Here is an 18190-nt window from a genome sequence, read left to right on the forward strand (position 1 = left end):
CGTACCACGTCCGGCATTCCGTCGCGCAATCGGGGGATTTTTTCAAATGGCTCGATTTTTCCTCTTGCAGCCAGCCCGCGACATAAGTATCTGACCACTCACCCAAGGAAGCGGGCGTAGCTCAGGGGTAGAGCATAACCTTGCCAAGGTTAGGGTCGGGCGTTCGAATCGCCTCGCCCGCTCCAACATCCTCTCGGATGAGAGGCACACGGAAAAGCGTCACCACCGGTGGCGCTTTTCGGCGTTTCGGGGTCTGCATTTCGGCACAGTGCCCTCGGTGCAACATCCCCGGCCCCCAATCTGCGCGCCGTTGACCGATGAGCTGACGCCCACTAGCATCAGCCCCAGCGGAAATCCGCAAAACCCACCCGCAACGACGGGCAACTGGCGAGCAGGCACATTCATGAAATATCTAAGCATCGCGCTCTTGGGCGCGACCCTTCCCGTATCCGCATTGGCCCAACAGGTTCAGGTCACCGGCGGATCACTCCAGCTGAAATATTCGACCTTCGCGGATGAGACGGACCTAAGCCGGCTCAACATCGAAGGGTCGGTCGAAATCGGCTTTTCCCGTGCCTTCAGCGTGCAGGTGGACCTCGGCTATAACGACTTTGACCTGTCGGATGTCGACACCTCCAATATCGGCCTGCACGGCATCTACCACGTGAGCGAAGATCTGTCGCTCGGCGCGTTTTATGTCCGCGAAGACGTGGAAGACATCGACTTTGACTTGGTCGGGATCGAAGCGGGCTATGAGACCGGCAAATTTGCCTTCGAGGGCTATATCGCGTCCTTTGACATAGACAATGACGGCGAAACCGTCATCGGTGTCGCCGGGCGCTACGGCTTTGACAACGGGCTCGGCCTGGGGCTTCGGCACGAGGATGCAGGGTCCGATTCCACGGCCAGTATCGCAACAACCACCATCACGCTCGACAAGGACGTGACCGAAACCGTGAACCTGTTCCTCGAAGTCGGCTCCACCGATTTCGATGCCCTGGGCGGCAGCGCGTCAGAGACCTTTGTCGGCGTCGGCGGAAAGATCGTGTTTGGCGCGGAGCGGGGCGCGACCTTTGATCAGCGCGGGCTGTTCCGGTTGATCCCCGGCTTCTGAGCGGTTCGGGCGGACATCACACCGCCCAACGACATTCCGCCCCCTTGGCCCAGAGCGCCCCTGCCCCTATAGAGGCCGCAGATCACAGCGGGAGACTGCCTCATGCGCAGCCACACGATTACGCGCACCACTGCCGAAACCGATATTTCGGTGACGCTGACCCTTGATGGGACCGGCAGCTATGACAACCAGACCGGCGTGGGCTTTTTCGACCACATGCTGGACCAGTTGGCGCGCCATGCGCTGATCGACATGACCGTGCGATGCGCGGGTGATCTGCATATTGACGACCACCACACGGTCGAGGATGTGGGCATCGCCATCGGGCAAGCGCTGGCCGCGGCGATGGGCGACAAGACCGGTATTCGCCGCTATGGGTCGTGCCTGTTGCCGATGGATGATGCGCTGGTGCGGGCTGCGCTCGATCTGTCGGGCCGGCCATTTCTGGTCTGGAACGTCGACCTGCCCACCGCAAAGATCGGCACATTCGACACCGAACTGGTGCGCGAGTTCTTTCAGGCGCTCAGCACCCATGGCGGCATCACGCTGCACGTGGATATGCTGCACGGGATCAACAGCCACCACATTGCCGAAGCAGCCTTTAAGGCGGTTGCGCGCGCGCTCCGCGATGCACTCGAGGTGGATCCGCGCCGGGCCGATGCGATCCCGTCGACCAAGGGCGCTCTATGAGCCTGACGGTCCTGATCGACTACGAAAGCGGCAACCTGCATTCGGCGCAAAAGGCGTTTGAACGCATGGCCGCGGATGCGGATGCGGGCGCGGTCGTGGTGACGTCGGACGCGGATATGGTCGCGCGTGCGGACCGTATCGTGCTGCCCGGCGACGGCGCGTTTCCGGCCTGTGCCGCAGCGCTGCGCGCTGCGGGTGGCGTCTATGACGCGCTGCGCGAAGCGGTGGAAGTCCGTGGGCGCCCGTTCCTGGGGATCTGTGTCGGCATGCAGCTGATGGCAACGCGGGGGCGCGAATATGAGGACACGGCGGGCCTGGGCTGGATCGACGGAGACGTGGTGCAAATCACGCCATCCGATCCGACGCTAAAGGTGCCGCATATGGGGTGGAACAACCTCGTGATCGAAACCGACCACCCGGTGTTTGACGGGGTGTCCACGGGTGCGCACACCTATTTCGTGCATTCGTACCAATTTGACGTGGCCACGCCCGCCGAACGGTTGGCCCATGTGGATTACGCAGGCGACATCACCGCCATCGTCGGCCGTGATACGATGCTGGGCATGCAGTTCCACCCGGAGAAAAGTCAGGATGTCGGGCTGCGCCTGATCCGCAATTTCCTGACCTGGAAACCTTAGACAGAGCCTTGGCCCTCCGCCGGAGGGTCAGACGCCACCCGCATCGCGGATGACGGGGTCGGTTGGGCTGCGTTGCAGCTCCCGCTCGAACCGGGTCTGGCCGCGTGTCCGGGCCAGCGCATGTTGTGGCGGCCATTCGGTCCGTGTGCCGCATTCGGCCAGAACCGTGCCGGAATGGGTGCCCATCAGGTGAAAAAACGGCCCTTCCAGCCCGCCATATGTCGTCTGGAAATCAAGCAGCGTTTCCACCGCCCCGCCATCCTTGCGCAGGAACACTTCGCCATTGGGAAAGGCATCGCCGCGCATGCGCACGGAAACCTCGGGCGCACCGCCCGTCATATCCATGTCGAAATCAATGAACGTGTCGATGTCCGGCGCACCCGGCACCATGGGGTTTGACCCGGCGGTGTGCGCCACAAAGGTCAGGCGTTGCGGCGTGTTGACCGTGGCGGTAACCGTCATGCTTGGTGTTTGCGTGGACGTGCTGCCGGGCGACAGCGTGTGGAAGGTCGGACTGGATTTCGCCTCATAGCTCTGCACACCCGCGCCCACGGCAAAATTCACGATACCCCAGACCCGCGCGCTGCCTTCAACACTGGGCGCGGACCGTCCGTCCCCGTGAAACCCGCCACCAAAGCTGGAAAAAGGCGCGTAGCGCTTGAAGATCAATTCATAGGCCATGAAACATCCAATACGGTTTTTGCAAAATCTGTGGCGCCAAAAGAAGACCGCTGGCACCGACGCTGCACCGGGCCGGCATATTTCACAAGTCTGGAATCCATGACCGCCGCAGCCTGCCAGGACGCATGGTGGAAAGCCCTGGCAAACCCGGGGCCCGCTCAGGCGTGCACGCGATGCGCCATCCCTGCGCGCAAAGCGGTCATCATCGCTGCTGCCTCACAATGACACATGGACCGGTCAGTGCTGCGCAGGTTGGTGATACGCCGTCACGCGGCGGCGTTGCACGGACCGGATCATGCAGGCCGGTCCCTAAGGCGTGCGTCCGGCTTTTTCGGCAATGCCGGAGGTGCCTTGCCGCCGGACTAGTTCGGCCATGACATCCGACACGGCCACGTCGCGCGCGGCCAGCATCACCAGCAGATGATACAGCACATCCGCCGCCTCGGATGTGAGGGCCGCCTTGTCATCCCGGACCGCTTCGATGATGGCCTCGACGGCCTCTTCGCCGAACTTCTCGGCACATTTCTCCGGCCCCTTGGCCAGAAGCTTGGCCGTCCAGGAGCTGTCGGGGTCGGCCCCCTTGCGGCTGAGGATGGTGGTGTAGAGATCATCAAGCGTCATGGCATGTGCCCTGGTATCGGTTGCGTCAGGTGATCCGCATCGGGATACCGGCGGCGGCCATATGCGCCTTGGCCTGTGCGATGGTGTAGTCACCGAAATGGAAGATGGATGCGGCCAGCACGGCGGACGCGCCCCCTTGGGTCACGCCATCGACCAGATGGTCGAGCGTGCCCACGCCGCCGCTGGCAATCACCGGGATGGGCACGGCATCGGAGATGGCGCGCGTGAGCGGCAGGTTGAAACCTGCGCGCGTGCCGTCCCGGTCCATCGACGTCAGCAAAATCTCCCCTGCCCCCCTTGCGGCAGCGGTGCGGGCAAATTCGACCGCATCGATGCCCGTGGGTTTGCGCCCCCCATGGGTGAAGATTTCCCATTTTCCGGGGCTGACCGTCTTGGCATCGATGGCGCAGACGATGCATTGGCTGCCGAATTGATCCGCCGCGTGGCGCAGGACGTCCGGGTTGGCCACGGCAGCGGAGTTGAACGACACCTTGTCCGCGCCAGCAAGCAGAAGCGCGCGCACATCGGCCACCGTACGCACACCGCCCCCGACGGTCAGGGGGATGAAGCACTGTTCGGCCGTGCGCCGGACCAGGTCAAACATCGTGCCGCGGTTTTCGTGGGTGGCGTGGATGTCGAGAAAACACAGCTCATCCGCCCCCGCCGCATCATAGGCGCGCGCAGCCTCCACGGGATCGCCCGCATCAATGAGGTCGACGAAATTGACGCCTTTGACCACGCGGCCATCGGCCACGTCGAGGCAGGGTATGATGCGTGTCTTGAGCATAGGCGGTGTCGTACTGCGGTTTTGCAGGCGTGGAAAGGGGCTCTGCCCCTCGGCCTGCGGCCTCACCCCGGGATTTTTTCAGAACAGAGACATGGGAGATGTCCCGCCTATCACGAAAAGGTGTCTGGGCGGCAGGTTGGACAGATGCCACCTGACGGGAGATGCAAATTGGAGGAGCACTCATGCGTTTTCTTTTGGGATGGATTTTGGCGATGACAGTGACGGGAGCGGCGATGGCCGGAGACAGCGGGATCATCCGCAAGGAGGCGGCAGCCGGTGTTTCGGACACGGTGGATGCACTGGTCAGCGCGATGGAAGGTGCTGGCATCACCGTTTTTGCCCGCGTGGATCACGGCGCGGGCGCGCAGTCGATCGGTGAGGATATCGGCGCGTCGCAATTGTTGATCTTTGGCAATCCCAAGGTCGGCACGCCCGCGATGAAGGACGACCCGGTCGCGGGGCTGTACCTGCCGCTCAAGGTGCTGGTGTTCGAAGACGGCACGGGCAAGACCATGATCGCCTACGAAGATCCCAAGTCGATGCTGGGCGGTCTTGGCGGCGTGTCCGAAAACGCGCCGTACCTGAATGTGATGACCGGTGCGCTGGCCAAGTTCACGGATGGCGTTGCGCAGTAATGCAGAGCCGGGGCCGCGCGCTGCGGCCCCTAGGCTTTCAGTGCTTTGAGCGCGGCGCCAAGATCAATCGCGCCGTCATAGAGGGCGCGCCCGGAGATCGCGCCGGCAATGACGCCCGTGGCCTTGAGGCCCTTGAGGTCATCCAGTGAGGACACGCCGCCGGACGCGATCACGGGGATGTCCACGGCCCGGGCCAGAGCCGCCGTACCTGGCACGTTCGGCCCGCCCATCGCTCCGTCGCGGTTGATATCGGTATAGATGATGGCCGCCACGCCCGCGTCCTCGAACGACCGGGCAAGATCCGTCGCATCCACATCCGTTTCCTCGGCCCAGCCCTTGGTCGCGACCTTTCCGCCGCGCGCATCAATGCCCACGGCCACCTGCCCCGGAAAGGCGCGCGCCGCGGTGCGCACGAGGTCCGGGTTTTCCACGGCCACGGTCCCGAGGATGACGCGGGCAAGGCCCTTGTCCAGCCACGCCTCGATCGTGGCCATGTCGCGGATGCCGCCGCCCAGTTGTGCGGGCACATCGCAGGCGGCCAGGATCGCCTCGACCGGGGCGGCGTTGACGGGCGCGCCGGCAAAGGCACCGTTCAGATCCACCAGGTGCAGCCATTCGCACCCCGCCGCGACAAAGGCGCGGGCCTGTGCGGCCGGGTCGTCATTGAACACCGTGGCGCTGTCCATTTCCCCATGCACAAGGCGCACGGCAGCGCCGTCTTTGAGGTCGATGGCGGGGTAAAGGATCATGGGCCGGGCCTTGTCAGAATTATGCTCCGCCCGCACATGCCAGCCCGCCACGTCATTTGCAACGCGACCCAAGGTCATTCTTGCCATGGCGGCCCTGCTTGCCCCAAGGTTTTGCGCATCATGTGGAGGAGAACACCATGAAACAGCTTTTTGCAGCCACGGCCCTCGTGCTGGCCGGTGCGGGTGCGGCATTTGCCGCGGATCCGGTCGAAGGCGTCTGGAAAACCGAAACCAGCGACAGCGGCGCGTTTCTGCACGTCAAGATCGCAGCCTGCGGCGCGGCCCTGTGCGGCACCATCGCCAAAGTGGTCAACAGCACCGACACCTCCAGCACCGGCAAGCGGATGATCTGGGACATGGAAGCCAAGGGCGGCGGCAGCTATAGCGGCGGTCGCATCTGGGCACCGGATGTCGACAAGACATACCGGTCCAAAATGTCGCTGAACGGCAATTCGCTCAAGGTGTCGGGCTGCGTCGGCCCGATCTGCCGCGGCCAGACGTGGACCCGCATCCAGTAAGCGTTACGCGCTTTTCCGCGCAAGGCCGGGCCAGCGGTCACGGGCCTTGCGCGCCCCCTCTTGAACCCGGTGCAAGCGGTTCAATATCCCATGCAGTCAGGGCACGTTGGAACCGGTGGAACCCGGTGCGCGTTGCCCCCCTGACACGACATGGGAACACGCACATGACATATCTCGGCCTTCCAATTGCGCTTGCCGCGCTGTTGTCGCTGTTCATGCAGCCCGGTGCAGCACTGGCCAGCCCCGAGGGGGTCTGGCGCACGGAACCCGATGCCAAAGGTCAGGTGGCACATGTGCAGGCCACACAATGCGGCACGGCCTATTGCGGGACAATCATCAAAGTCTTTGCGCCGGACGGCGACCCGGTGCCCGCGCCCACAGTTGGACAGCGCGTGTTCTGGGACATGACCGGCCAGCAGGGAACATATGAAGGCCGCGCCTTTGTTCCCGCGCATAACCGCAGCTATGACGGTAAAATGGAAGTCGACGGCAACCGCATGACAGTGTCGGGGTGCCTTGGCCCGGTCTGTCAGAGCCAGACGTGGCAGCGCGTCCGCTAAGTCCATGATAAGTTAATCCAGCGGCGCCCTTTTGTAGATGCTTTGCCTGTGCTGACCGGTCATATGGCGATGTATCAATCGTTTTGGGCGAAAGACGAATTGAGGCTCTGTTTTCATGCTACCCAAGCCACTGAGGCAAAGCGGTTTTGACGTCTCCGATGAGATGGACTTTCTGACGGAATAGCGCCGCAAGCCCTTGAGTCTGAAGCGCCATTGACCTGCTGTATTGCGCAAGACCGCGCGCGTCAGGGTCAATGCGTCCCGAGCCTAGGGCAGCTTCGACGAGATCACGCCAGTGGCAAAGCCGCCCATGCGCAGTTCGCCAAACAGGCGTTGGTATTCGATCTTGGGACAGCGGTTCTGAATGACCGTGACGCCTGCCGCTTCGGCCTTGGCCGTGGCGGGGCCGTGTTCGACGCCAATCTGCATCCAGATCGTTTTGAGCCCCGGCAGCACGCCAAGCGCTTCGTCCACGATCTCGGGCACCGCGTCCGACCGGCGAAAGATATCGACCATGTCCACCGGCGCCGTCAGATCGGCAAGCGACGCCGCAATGGGTTTGCCCAGCAGCGTTTGCCCGGCATAGACGGGGTTGACGGGATGCACGTCAAAGCCCTTGAGACCCAGATAGCGCGCCACGAAAAAGCTTGGGCGCACCGGGTTCGTGGAGACACCCACCACTGCGATGGATTTGGTGCGCGTCAGCACGTCGCGCAGATGGGCATCGGTATAATCGCTCATCCGATATCGCTACCTGATCGCGCCACGATAAAAAAGCGCCCCGTCCATGATGGCGGGGCGCAAGGTGCGGAACGAGGGACAGTGATTGTATCTGCAGGTGTTCCAAACCCGCAGCTCATGAAGGACAGATAGGCACGTCTGTCGCTCGATAAAGACCGTCTCGCAATACTGTGAACGCAAGGTTAAGGTTGGCCGCCTCAGTCCAGAATATCTTCGATAATGTCGAACGCGTCTTCGAACATGTCGGCAAAGCGGCGCAGCTTGCTTTTGCGTTTGCGCTTTTTCGGCATCTGTTTGGTGCGCACGGGCGATGGGCGGATCAGCTCGCGTTCGGCGCTCTTGCTCTTTTTCTTCGGCAACATCTTGAGGTCATGGAGCGGTGCGCCGCAGCTGGAACAGGCCAGCTCGTGACGGTCCCGCCCGCTCAGCACAAGCGCGGCACGGGTGCCGCAATAGCAGCAGGTCGCAATTTTCGTAGGGTGCGCGATGTCAGCCTCCTGAACGTGGTCTGCTTGCATATAAGGCGACAGCCGCGGCGTTTGAAACGTTGAGCGACCCGAAACCACCGGCTGCGTCGATCCGTACCAGCATGTCGCACGTGGCCTTGGTCTTGTCCCGCAGGCCCGGCCCTTCGGCCCCGAACACCAGCGCCACAGGCCCCGCGCGCCGCTCGTGCAGCGCGTCTTCGATGTCCATATCGGCTGTACCATCGAGGCCCAGAACGACATAGCCCATGTGCTGCAACTCCACGATTGCATCCGCAAGGTTCCGCACCCGCAGATAGGGCTGACGTTCCAGCGCGCCCGACGCGGTTTTCGCCAACGCCCCCGTCTCCGGCGCAGAATGATGCCGCGTCCCGATCACGGCCGAGGCGCCAAACACCTCTGCCGAACGCAGGATCGCGCCCACATTGTGCGGATCCGTCACCCGGTCGAGCAGCACCAGCCGTGGCACTTCGGCGCCAATGGCCACATCCGCGAGCCGTCCCCAGTCGAGCGGCTTCACCTCAAGCGCTGCCCCCTGATGCACCGAGCCAGGATCAAGTGGCGCAGGAAAGCGGCGCGGATCCGCCATTTCAGGTGTCAGCCCCGACTGCGCAACGGCCTCCTCCAGTTTCGAAAGGGCGTTCAGCGTCACAATCAGCCGCAGCTTTTCACGCCGCGGGTTCATCAGCGCATCGCGCACCGCATGCAGTCCAAAGAGCCACACAGTCGCTGCTGCGTCCGCCTTTTTGGCCTGTTCTTTGGCCACCACCCATTTGGGCTTTTTCGTTGCCATTGCGTGTGGTCCTGCCTTGCCCAATTTCGCCCTTGACCCATCCGGGGCCGCCCGGTAATCACGCGCTCACGCCGATCCGGGGTTCGCCCCTTTTGGCGCAGTGGGCGACAGGCCGCAAGGTGTGGCAGGGGACTGTAACTCCCTCGCGGAGACGCACGCCTGGTTCGATTCCAGGGTCGCCCACCACTTTCTTCCCTCCACAACTATCATGCGCGCGCTGACCGATTGCCGTCCCGTCCTGTGGCATCGCCGTTGGAGCCTGGCCGGTCCTGAGTCGCCGCGACTGCGGTCTGGTATTTGCGCGTGCACGGTCGCGCACGCAGCGCTCCGCCCCTTTTTGAACTTGGCCTGTGCGGTCGGTCTGTTTCCGCGAAAGCCGCACAAGACACGACGCGCGGCGACGCTGCAAGGACCCGCCGTCGCCAGCCCCCTGTTTCCGAAAAGACAGGGCTTTCCAACGTGATGCACCACCGCAGCGCCCCCGCCCTGCCTGAATTGCGCGCTATACCGCAGACCGCCGGGCAGCGTCGACCGCCGCGATCCCTGTCGAAAATATGCGGAATAATGCGCACTTGTGATCTGTAAGTCAGGATTTACAGTTGCAAATGTACTTTTTTAATGACACCCTAGGTCTGACAGTGTGCGTCATATTCCACAGGGCCGGTCGGAACAGGCAAATTCCGATGCAGGTCCACGCCTATAACGGAGGAACTCGACGTGGCGGACAATGAAGACAAAGTGTGGCCCACCGGGTTGACGCTCGAAGAGGCGGAAGAGGTGCATAGCTACCTCATCGACGGCACTCGGGTATTTGGCGCGATTGCGCTGCTTGCTCACATTCTGGTCGCGGTTGCGACCCCCTGGCTCGGATAAGGAGGGCGCGTCATGAACAATGCAAAGATGTGGCTCGTCGTGAAGCCGACCGTGGGTGTGCCACTGTTTCTCAGTGCTGTGGCCGTGGGTTCGTTTGCGGTGCACGTGGCCGTGCTCAGCAACACCTCGTGGGTGTCGGACTTCCTCTCCGGTCAGGAGCTGGGATCCGGTGACGCCGAAGCCTCGCTGAGGCTGGATACGGACACCAATACGGCCAAGGCCGGTTATGTTCTGCCCGGCACAAACGAAGTGACGATCATCATGGCCGACGGAACGCCGGTCAAGGCGATCCTTCAGCCCCCAGAACAGCATGCCAGCGCCTCGACCGGTGCGGCGCTGATCACACGCTGAACCATGACGGCCCGCAGGCACCCCCTGCGGGCCGATTTGGGCTGGCGCCAGTCCGGCGCGGCCTGTCCCCTGCTTGCCAGCGAATGCACCCATGTTTGACTATCGCACTTTTGCCACGCGCAAACTGGCGGCTTTGGGGCCGAAATACCTTCCCTTTGCAGATGTCGCGTCCGAGGACGTCCCGCTGAGCCAGCTTTTGCGGCTGTCGCTGTTTCAGGTGACGGTTGGCATGGCGCTTGTGCTGCTTGCGGGGACGTTGAACCGGGTGATGATTGTCGAATTGTCCGTTCCGGCCAGCCTCGTGGCGGGAATGCTTGCGCTGCCGCTTCTGTTTGCGCCGTTCCGCGCGTTGATCGGGTTCCGGTCGGACACGCACAAATCCGCCCTCGGGCTGCGGCGCGTGCCCTATATCTGGAAGGGCACGCTGTATCAGTTCGGCGGCTTTGCCATCATGCCCTTCGCGCTGCTGGTGTTGTCGGGTTACGGCGACGCCGTCGATGCGCCCCGCTGGATCGGCTATTCCTCGGCTGCGATTGCCTTTTTGCTTGTGGGGGCGGGCGTGCACATGGTCCAGACTGTGGGCCTCGCTCTGGCCACTGACCTTGTGGATGACGCGGATCAGCCCAAGGTCGTGGGCCTGATGTATGTGATGCTGCTGTTCGGGATGGTCGTCAGTGCGCTGGTGTTTGGCGCGCTTCTGGATCCGTATACGCCCGGACGCCTGGTGCAGGTCATTCAGGGGGCTGCGGTTGTGACCGTCGCGCTGAACCTTTTTGCGCTCTGGAAGCAGGAGGCCCGCAGCCGCGCGCGCGCCGCAGAGATGAAGGCGCAGCGCCCGGAACGCTTTGCAGACGCGTGGCAGACATTGCTGCACATCCCCGGAACCAAGCGCCTGCTGACGGTCATTGCCCTTGGCACGTTTGGCTTTGGCATGGCGGATGTGCTGCTGGAACCCTATGGCGGGCAAATCCTTGGCCTGACCGTGGCCAGCACTACGAAACTGACCGCGCTGCTGGCGGCGGGCACCCTGGGCGGTTTTGCCATCGCCTCCCGCTGGTTGAGCCAGGGCGCAGATGCGGCGGGCTTTGCCCGGCTGGGCGCTCTGATCGGGCTGCCGGGCTTTGCGTTGATCATCCTGTCGGCGCAGTTGATCGGCACGACCCTTGGCACCGGGCTCTTTCTGGCGGGGACATTGGCGACGGGCATCGGCGCGGGCGTGTTCGGGCACGCCACCCTGACGGCGGTGATCCGCGGCGCACCAGCGGGCCGCATTGGCATGGCTCTGGGTGCGTGGGGCGCTGTGCAGGCCACGGCGGCGGGCATCGGCATCGCGGCGGCTGGCATTCTGCGCGATCTGATCCTGGGCGGGATTGAGGACGCTGGAAACAGTACCGCTGTGCCCTATATTGCAGTATTCTCGATTGAACTTTTCATGCTGGTCCTTGCGGTGATCGCGTTGGGCCCGCTCATCCGGGGGCGCTGGCGCGCGGCCAACCCGACCAAGGCCGAGCCACAGGCTCAAACGCAATACACAAACCCGGTGGAGGTACCATGACCACGATCATCACCCGTCTCTTCGACGACCAGCAATCGGCAGATCACGCCCGCGAGCGCATCATTTTTCGCGGCGTGCCCAGCCGGGCGGTCAACGTCATCGACCCGTCGATGGGCAACGATGCGCATGACCGGATGGAGGGGTCCCTGGTCCACCCGAGCGCGCGCGACACCTATGCCAAGGCGATCACTGCCGGGAAATCCCTTCTTGTGGTCCGCACCACGTACCGCCCCCTGACCGCCGCCACCATCGTGCGCGATATGCTGTCCAAGATGGACACGGTCGATACCGGCGATGTGGTCGACGACTACTACATGACGGACACGCCCGAACAGGCGCCCAGCATTCTGGACGAACACCCCCTGTTTCTCACGCTGCGCCTCGACAAATCCGGGTACGAAGGGGGCCGCGTGTCCGACGGCCTCGGCATGCGCCTGCTGAGCGAGCGCAAGGAACGCACATCTGCCAAGGGCCAGGCCGGCCCACGGTCCAGCTTCTTCTGGCCCATGCCGCTTTTGTCGCGCAAGGAACGGAAATCGTCCGTCATTTCCGGCGGGCGCTACATGTCCAAGGCGTTCTGGCCCATGGCCCTCCTGTCGCGCGGAAAACGGTCGAATTCGGTGATCCGAGGTGGCGACAAACCGCTGTCCAACGCGCTTGGCTGGCCCACCACCAGCTGACCGCCCGATATCTGATCACAATTTTCGAAACCGGCCCCTTGCGGCCGGTTTCGTGCTTTGCGCACAGGCGTTCCCTTGTTACGGTCACCCGGAAAAACGTGGAAAGACAAAGAGGTGCCACATGGACGTCGCTCAGGCCATCGTTCTGGCCTTGCAGGGTTGGGGCATCATCGGGGCGCTGGTGGCGGCCGTGTTTCTGACCATCGGGATCGACCGGATTGATGAGGACGCGCGCGGCGCATACGTGTTTCGCCCGCTTTTGATCCCCGGTGTTCTGCTGATCTGGCCGCTGGTGCTGTGGCGCTGGTGGCAGGTGGAGGCGGAGGCCGCACCCTGGGCTGCGCGCTACCGTCCCGTGCGCGCCTCCTATGGGCTGGCCGTGATCGCCATGAGCATCGGCATCGTGGTGATCGTGATCGCGGGCCTCTCGGTCCGCCAGTCCTGGCCCGCGGACATCGCCCCCGTGCAACTGAGCGAGGGGGCCGGGCAATGAGCGTCAAATACATCCCCGTCCAGTGGAACAACAACAAATGGTTCTATGACGCCATCATGCTGGCCGGTGTGGCCGCGTTCCTGTGGGTGTTCCTCTATGTCACGCCCGAAGCGCTTGGCCATGAACGGGCCATCAACCCGCAGATACATAATGCGCGCGCGTTCGGCGCCTGCGCATTCATGATGCTGACTGTGATCCTGTGCATCGGGCCGCTTGCACGGCTGGACCGGCGGTTTTTGCCGCTGCTTTATAATCGCAGGCATTTTGGTGTCATGACCGCCTTCGTGGCGGTGACCCATGCGGGATATATCCTGAACTGGTACTTTGCCTTCTCCAGTTCCGACAAATATGTGGGCCTGCTTTATGCCAATTCGAGCTTTGGGCAACTGGCCGGGTTCCCGTTTGAACTCTTCGGCATCTTTGCGCTGATCTGCCTCCTGATCCTTGCGGCGACGAGCCATGATTTCTGGCTGAAGTTCCTGACCCCGCCGGTGTGGAAACGGCTGCACTACCTGATCTATGCCGCCTATTTCTCGGTCGCGGCGCATGTGAGCCTTGGCATCCTGCAGGATCAGCAGAACCACGTGTTTACGATTCTGTTCCTTGTGGGTGCGGGGGCTGTGATCGTGCTGCACCTGATGGCGTGGTGGTCCGAACGGGGCGACCGGGCACAGGAAACAGATGCCGTGTGGGTGCCCGTGGCGGACGCCTCGGCCTTTCGCGAAGGCTTTGCCAAGATCACGCGCCTGCCCTCGGGCGACCGGGTTGCGGTGTTCCTGATGGAGGGCCAGCTGTCGGCGATTGCAAACGCCTGCGCGCACCAGAATGGCCCCCTGGGCGAGGGCAAGATTATCGATTGCCTCGTGACCTGCCCCTGGCACGGGTTCCAATACGATGTCCGGTCGGGCCGCTCGCCCGCGCCGTTCACCGAAAAGGTGCCGACATACAACCTGCGCCTCACTGGCACCACGGTCGAAGTGCACCCGGACGCAAACCCGCCCGGCACCTATGTCGATCCCATCCCGCTGCCTGATGCGGCACCTGAAGGCGCGGAGGTCCCGGCATGAGCGACAAACCGTTTTTCGTAGGCTACCTGCCCGCACCGGGTCCGCTGCGTGGATTTCTGATCGCCGTTGCGGTCCTGCTGATCGGGGGGCTGGCCGGTGCCGGTTACCTCATGGGGGCCGCACAAGATGACCCCGGCCCCGGCGCGTTCCGCTTTGATTACGGGCGCCAGACGGTGACCGGCGTGGTCGAAATGACCCCCTATCCCATCCTGCACGTGACGCAAGGCAATGACCGGATCGCGGTGGGCGACAGCTTCATGATGACCGCCGGTGGCAAATCCGGTGTCGACGGCCGCGCGATGCCTCTGAACGGGCAGCTGGCGCAAGTGTCGGGCGTCGTGCTGGAGCGCGGCGATCTTTACATGATGCAGCTGCGCGGCGGGCGCAACGGGTTGCAGGCCGCCGAAGGCGATGTGCCCGACATCCCCGCAGAGCCGCAGGGACGCTGGCAACTGACCGGTGAGATTTGTGACGGCAAATGCCTCGCCGGGGCGATGCGACCCGGACGGGGGCTGGCGCACAAGGCGTGTGCCAACCTGTGCCTGCTGGGTGACGTGCCCCCGATCTTTGTCTCCACCCAGCCGGTGATGGGATCGGAATTCCTGCTGGTGACCGGTCCCGACGGCACCCGCCTGCCCCGCGACGCGTACCACTGGGTCGCGCAGTTCATCACCGCCGCCGGCAACGTCACGAAACGCGGCGATATGCTGGTGTGGGAGATTGAACCCGACACCATCCGCCTTGCCGGGGAGGATGCGGAATGAGACGTGTTGTCTGGATGATCCTCGTGGCCTTTGTGGCGGCGGCTTTGTTCTATGTTTCGCGGTTCTGGTCCCTGCGGCTGTGGCCGCGCGACGGGCTGTTCGGGGTTGAAGCGTTGCGCCCCCAAGGGGGGCTTGTCGGGCAATGGGTGCGGGGCACCGATTTCGCCCCGTTCGAATTGCTGATCTGGGCCGTGGGCGCGTTTCTGGTCCTGACCGTGCTGCAAAAGCTCTATGATCTGGTACACCGCCCACCCGAATAGGTGGTATTGACCGGTTTTGCCCCCTTTTGCGCACCCGGCCCCTGTGCCTATACTGCGCACAAAGAAGAGCAGCCAAAAACAGAGCGGACCATGCCACGCAAAAAAAGTGCGACCGCCGCACCTTTCAACATCGCAATTGTCGGCCAAAAGGGCCGCCTGTCTTATGAGGCGATCCTATTTGCCGCATCGCTGCGCGCCAAGAGCCCGGGGTTCAAGGGCCGCCTGCTCGTGGCCGAACCACAGCCCGGCGACAATTGGGAGGGCGATCCGCGCATCCATCAGGAAGACGTGCGCCAGACGCTGGCCGATCTGGGTGCGGAAATCGTACCGTTTGAGACGCCCCATTTCGGTGCGCAGTATCCCTATGGCAACAAGATCGAGATGCTGGCCGCCCTGCCCAAGGGAGAGCCGTTTGTGTTTTTCGACACGGACACGCTGATCCTCGATGACATCAGCACGCTGCCCTTTGAGTTCGACAAACCCTCCGCATCCATGCGGCGCGAGGGGACGTGGCCGGAAATCGAGCTTTACGGTCCCGGTTATACCGAGATCTGGTCGTCGCTTTACGACAAGTTCGGCCTCGATTTCGCCAGCAGCATCGACCCGAATGAGCCGGATGAATATTGGGGCCGCTACCTCTATTTCAACGCGGGTTTCTTCTTTGGCGCATGCCCCCACGCCTTTGGTCAACGCTTCCTCGACTACGCGCTGGCCATCCGCGACGACCCGCCCGAGGCGCTGGTGTGTCAGACGCTGGACCCGTGGCTGGATCAGGTGGCGCTGCCGCTGGTCATCCACTCCTTTGGCGGGGTGCGGCACAGCAGCGTGCACGGCGCGCTCGATGGCACGCACAGCTGCCATTACCGCATGTTCCCGCTGCTGTATGCACGCGAAAGCGAAGCGGTGATTGCTACGCTGGAAGAGGTTGCAGCACCCAACAAGATCAAGAAAGTGCTCAAATCCCACGACCCGATCAAGCGCATGGTCTATCAGGGGCGCGGTGCCAAGGTGCGCGCGCTTTTTGATCCCGACGACATGCCGCGCCGGGAACAGGCGATCCGCAACCGGATCAAATCCAACGGCTTCTGGATGCGCTAACCAACGGACGCCGCGTTACTTTGCCCATCGCGGCGATTCCGGCACAAAACAGGTCGAAAAAAGAGTTTGCGCGCGTAAAGTGCGCACTTACCTCATCGACATCAACGTCAACTTTCACCTTGTCTATTGAGGCGGCTATGTCCGAGGAAAAAAACCGTATTCTGAACTGTTTTGCCGAAGCTTTCATGCAGGATCGCATGGAGTTCTTGTCCAATTTCTTTGCCTATCCCCAACCTGTGTTCCTGCGCGGCGAATTGCAGGTCTTTGGCGCGGCGGACACGTTTATCGAGGCGCTGCGCCTTTACCGTGCCGCGGCCATGGAAATCGGGACGGTGACATTGCGTCCGCGCATCGTCGCGGATGGTCTGACTGTCCGGGGCTATGGCAGCGTGTGGGTGGAATGGGACCATCTTGACGCGGACGGGACCTGCCTGCGCACGAACCAGGTCCGGTACGCGACCTATCAGGACGCAGGCGCGCTGTACCCACGCATTGAGATGATCGACTATACCGTGACCGCCTTTCCCGAAGCGCTCAATGCCACGCAACAGGTCGCAATCGCCTGACCCGCCCTTGCCGCCCCTCATGCCTTTGACGTAAGCGTAGTGCGACCCGCAATACGCACGACAAAGGACGCATCCCATGACCGACGGCCCAACATACGGCTTTGACACGTTGCAAATTCACGCCGGTGCCCGGCCCGATCCGGCCACAGGTGCACGGCAAACGCCGATCTATCAATCCACAGCCTTCGTGTTCCGCGATGCCGAACACGCCGCCGCCCTCTTCAACCTGCAAGAGGTTGGATACATCTATTCGCGCCTGACAAACCCGACCGTCGCCGTGTTGCAGGAACGTGTGGCCACGCTCGAAGGCGGTGTTGGCGCGGTCTGTTGTTCGTCGGGGCACGCGGCCCAGCTGATGGCGCTGTTCCCGCTGATGGCACCGGGCCTGAATGTGGTGGTGTCCACCCGCCTTTACGGCGGCACGGTCACGCAGTTCAGCCAGACGATCAAGCGGTTCGGATGGGAAGCGACCTTTGTCGACTTTGACGATCTTGATGCTGTCAAGGCGGCCATCGACGAAAACACCCGCGCGGTGTTCTGCGAGGCGATTGCCAACCCCGGCGGTTACATCACCGACCTCGACGCCATCTCTGCCATCGCGGATGCGGCGGAAATCCCGCTGATCGTCGACAACACGTCGGCCACGCCATATCTGTGCCGCCCCATCGAACATGGTGCGACGCTGGTGGTGCATTCGACCACCAAATACCTGACCGGCAACGGCACCGTCACCGGCGGCTGCGTCGTGGATTCGGGCAAGTTCGACTGGTCCGCCAATGACAAGTTCCCGTCGCTCAGCGCGCCGGAGCCCGCCTATCACGGCCTCAAGTTTCACGAGACCTTCGGGCCCCTGGCCTTTACCTTCCACGGCATTGCCATCGGTCTGCGCGATCTGGGCATGACGATGAACCCACAGGCGGCGCATTACACGCTGATGGGGATAGAGACCTTGTCGCTGCGCATGGACCGGCACGTGGAAAACGCGCTCAAGCTGGCGGAGTGGCTGGAGAAGGACGACCGCGTGGATTACGTCACCTATGCGGGCCTCAAATCCTCGCCCTATTTTGACCGGGTCAAGACGATCTGCCCGCGCGGTGCGGGGGGCCTGTTCACCTTCGCGGTGAAGGGCGGTTATGACGCCTGCGTCAAGCTGGTGAATGCGCTGGAAATCTTCAGCCACGTGGCCAATCTCGGCGATGCCCGGTCACTCATCATCCATTCGGCCTCGACCACCCACCGCCAGTTGACCGCCGAGCAGCAGCGCGCCGCCGGTGCTGCACCAGAGGTGGTGCGTGTGTCGATCGGGATCGAGGATGCCGATGACCTGATTGCAGACCTTGATCAGGCGCTGTCCAAAGCGGTCAGCTGATTTTCAGGCGGGACGCGCCGCGCCCGGCGCGTCCCTGCCCACCGGGATCCATACGATCCTTTGCCGATGACCGGCCTTTTACTTTTCTTAACGCTGTTCCTC

The 18190-nt window shown here is 62.9% G+C and carries 24 protein-coding genes and 2 tRNA genes; 19 read left to right on the forward strand and 7 right to left on the reverse strand.

Features of this window, described 5'->3' with window-relative positions; genetic code table 11:
* Nucleotides 1-110 precede the first annotated feature (110 nt).
* The 4 genes from ACERHN_RS02060 to hisH all read left to right on the forward strand — a co-directional run bounded on the left by ACERHN_RS02060 (nt 111) and on the right by hisH (nt 2442).
* Nucleotides 111-185, forward strand: a tRNA-Gly gene (locus tag ACERHN_RS02060).
* Between the two features lie 218 nt (nt 186-403).
* Complete coding sequence (locus ACERHN_RS02065) at nt 404-1114, forward strand: porin (protein ID WP_415920987.1); 711 nt, start codon at nt 404-406, stop codon at nt 1112-1114.
* Between the two features lie 102 nt (nt 1115-1216).
* Nucleotides 1217-1804: an imidazoleglycerol-phosphate dehydratase HisB gene (gene hisB, locus ACERHN_RS02070; RefSeq protein ID WP_415920988.1), complete on the forward strand. Its 588-nt coding sequence runs from the start codon at nt 1217-1219 to the stop codon at nt 1802-1804.
* A complete protein-coding gene (hisH, locus tag ACERHN_RS02075; RefSeq protein WP_415920989.1) occupies nt 1801-2442 on the forward strand; it encodes an imidazole glycerol phosphate synthase subunit HisH in 642 nt (213 codons plus the stop codon). The genes hisB and hisH overlap by 4 nt, the downstream gene beginning before the upstream one ends.
* A gap of 27 nt (nt 2443-2469) precedes the next feature.
* Here the strand turns inward: hisH and ACERHN_RS02080 are convergent, their stop codons facing one another.
* The 3 genes from ACERHN_RS02080 to hisF form a co-directional block, all read right to left on the reverse strand.
* A complete protein-coding gene (locus ACERHN_RS02080) occupies nt 2470-3123 on the reverse strand; it encodes a hypothetical protein (protein WP_415920990.1) in 654 nt (217 codons plus the stop codon).
* Between the two features lie 309 nt (nt 3124-3432).
* Nucleotides 3433-3744 (reverse strand): phosphoribosyl-ATP diphosphatase, encoded by a 312-nt coding sequence (locus tag ACERHN_RS02085; RefSeq protein ID WP_415920991.1) that lies wholly within the window; start codon nt 3742-3744, stop codon nt 3433-3435.
* Nucleotides 3745-3769: 25 nt separating this feature from the next.
* Complete coding sequence (hisF, locus tag ACERHN_RS02090) at nt 3770-4531, reverse strand: imidazole glycerol phosphate synthase subunit HisF (protein ID WP_415920992.1); 762 nt, start codon at nt 4529-4531, stop codon at nt 3770-3772.
* Between the two features lie 182 nt (nt 4532-4713).
* Here hisF and ACERHN_RS02095 point away from each other — a divergent pair, with 182 nt between their 5' ends.
* On the forward strand, nt 4714-5166 hold the full coding sequence (locus ACERHN_RS02095; protein WP_415920993.1) for a DUF302 domain-containing protein: 453 nt from the start codon (nt 4714-4716) through the stop codon (nt 5164-5166).
* Between the two features lie 29 nt (nt 5167-5195).
* On the opposite strand, the gene hisA is transcribed toward ACERHN_RS02095, so the two are convergent.
* Entirely contained in the window at nt 5196-5915 is a 720-nt protein-coding gene (hisA, locus tag ACERHN_RS02100) for a 1-(5-phosphoribosyl)-5-[(5-phosphoribosylamino)methylideneamino]imidazole-4-carboxamide isomerase (protein WP_415922786.1), read from the reverse strand.
* Nucleotides 5916-6052: 137 nt separating this feature from the next.
* Between hisA and ACERHN_RS02105 the strand changes: the two genes are divergently transcribed.
* The gene (locus tag ACERHN_RS02105; RefSeq protein WP_415920994.1) at nt 6053-6433 is read left to right on the forward strand and encodes a DUF2147 domain-containing protein; all 381 of its coding nucleotides are present in this window, start codon (nt 6053-6055) and stop codon (nt 6431-6433) included.
* A 164-nt stretch (nt 6434-6597) separates the two neighbouring features.
* A complete protein-coding gene (locus ACERHN_RS02110; protein ID WP_415920995.1) occupies nt 6598-6993 on the forward strand; it encodes a DUF2147 domain-containing protein in 396 nt (131 codons plus the stop codon).
* A 267-nt stretch (nt 6994-7260) separates the two neighbouring features.
* Here ACERHN_RS02110 and ACERHN_RS02115 read toward each other — a convergent pair whose 3' ends face one another.
* The 3 genes from ACERHN_RS02115 to rlmB form a co-directional block, all read right to left on the reverse strand.
* Nucleotides 7261-7734 carry a CoA-binding protein gene (locus tag ACERHN_RS02115; protein WP_415920996.1) on the reverse strand — a complete coding sequence of 158 codons (474 nt, stop codon included), beginning with the start codon at nt 7732-7734 and terminating at the stop codon, nt 7261-7263.
* Between the two features lie 197 nt (nt 7735-7931).
* A complete protein-coding gene (locus ACERHN_RS02120; RefSeq protein ID WP_415920997.1) occupies nt 7932-8252 on the reverse strand; it encodes a hypothetical protein in 321 nt (106 codons plus the stop codon).
* Nucleotides 8224-9012, reverse strand: coding sequence for a 23S rRNA (guanosine(2251)-2'-O)-methyltransferase RlmB (rlmB, locus tag ACERHN_RS02125; RefSeq protein WP_415920998.1), 789 nt, complete (start codon nt 9010-9012; stop codon nt 8224-8226). The genes ACERHN_RS02120 and rlmB overlap by 29 nt, the downstream gene beginning before the upstream one ends.
* A 102-nt stretch (nt 9013-9114) precedes the next feature.
* On the opposite strand from rlmB, the gene ACERHN_RS02130 reads away from it, so the two are divergent.
* The 12 genes from ACERHN_RS02130 to ACERHN_RS02185 all read left to right on the forward strand — a co-directional run bounded on the left by ACERHN_RS02130 (nt 9115) and on the right by ACERHN_RS02185 (nt 18088).
* Nucleotides 9115-9198, forward strand: a tRNA-Tyr gene (locus ACERHN_RS02130).
* A 531-nt stretch (nt 9199-9729) separates the two neighbouring features.
* Nucleotides 9730-9885, forward strand: a complete 156-nt coding sequence (gene pufB / locus ACERHN_RS02135; RefSeq protein WP_415920999.1) for a light-harvesting antenna LH1, beta subunit — start codon at nt 9730-9732, stop codon at nt 9883-9885.
* Between the two features lie 12 nt (nt 9886-9897).
* Nucleotides 9898-10236, forward strand: a complete 339-nt coding sequence (locus tag ACERHN_RS02140) for a light-harvesting protein (protein WP_415921000.1) — start codon at nt 9898-9900, stop codon at nt 10234-10236.
* Between the two features lie 91 nt (nt 10237-10327).
* Nucleotides 10328-11791 carry a PucC family protein gene (locus tag ACERHN_RS02145; RefSeq protein WP_415921001.1) on the forward strand — a complete coding sequence of 488 codons (1464 nt, stop codon included), beginning with the start codon at nt 10328-10330 and terminating at the stop codon, nt 11789-11791.
* Complete coding sequence (locus tag ACERHN_RS02150) at nt 11788-12471, forward strand: hypothetical protein (RefSeq protein ID WP_415921002.1); 684 nt, start codon at nt 11788-11790, stop codon at nt 12469-12471. Before ACERHN_RS02145 ends, ACERHN_RS02150 begins: the two co-directional genes overlap by 4 nt.
* A gap of 121 nt (nt 12472-12592) precedes the next feature.
* Complete coding sequence (locus ACERHN_RS02155; RefSeq protein ID WP_415921003.1) at nt 12593-12964, forward strand: hypothetical protein; 372 nt, start codon at nt 12593-12595, stop codon at nt 12962-12964.
* Nucleotides 12961-14031 carry a Rieske 2Fe-2S domain-containing protein gene (locus tag ACERHN_RS02160; RefSeq protein WP_415921004.1) on the forward strand — a complete coding sequence of 357 codons (1071 nt, stop codon included), beginning with the start codon at nt 12961-12963 and terminating at the stop codon, nt 14029-14031. Before ACERHN_RS02155 ends, ACERHN_RS02160 begins: the two co-directional genes overlap by 4 nt.
* Nucleotides 14028-14795 (forward strand): hypothetical protein, encoded by a 768-nt coding sequence (locus ACERHN_RS02165; protein ID WP_415921005.1) that lies wholly within the window; start codon nt 14028-14030, stop codon nt 14793-14795. Before ACERHN_RS02160 ends, ACERHN_RS02165 begins: the two co-directional genes overlap by 4 nt.
* Nucleotides 14792-15055 (forward strand): hypothetical protein, encoded by a 264-nt coding sequence (locus ACERHN_RS02170; RefSeq protein ID WP_415921006.1) that lies wholly within the window; start codon nt 14792-14794, stop codon nt 15053-15055. The genes ACERHN_RS02165 and ACERHN_RS02170 overlap by 4 nt, the downstream gene beginning before the upstream one ends.
* A 90-nt stretch (nt 15056-15145) precedes the next feature.
* Nucleotides 15146-16153 (forward strand): hypothetical protein, encoded by a 1008-nt coding sequence (locus ACERHN_RS02175; protein ID WP_415921007.1) that lies wholly within the window; start codon nt 15146-15148, stop codon nt 16151-16153.
* 137 nt (nt 16154-16290) lie between these two features.
* Nucleotides 16291-16719 carry a hypothetical protein gene (locus ACERHN_RS02180; protein WP_415921008.1) on the forward strand — a complete coding sequence of 143 codons (429 nt, stop codon included), beginning with the start codon at nt 16291-16293 and terminating at the stop codon, nt 16717-16719.
* A gap of 76 nt (nt 16720-16795) precedes the next feature.
* Nucleotides 16796-18088, forward strand: a complete 1293-nt coding sequence (locus tag ACERHN_RS02185) for an O-acetylhomoserine aminocarboxypropyltransferase/cysteine synthase family protein (RefSeq protein ID WP_415921009.1) — start codon at nt 16796-16798, stop codon at nt 18086-18088.
* Nucleotides 18089-18190 lie beyond the last annotated feature (102 nt).

Source organism: Tateyamaria rhodophyticola, from assembly GCF_047777875.1.
Taxonomy (GTDB): domain Bacteria; phylum Pseudomonadota; class Alphaproteobacteria; order Rhodobacterales; family Rhodobacteraceae; genus Tateyamaria.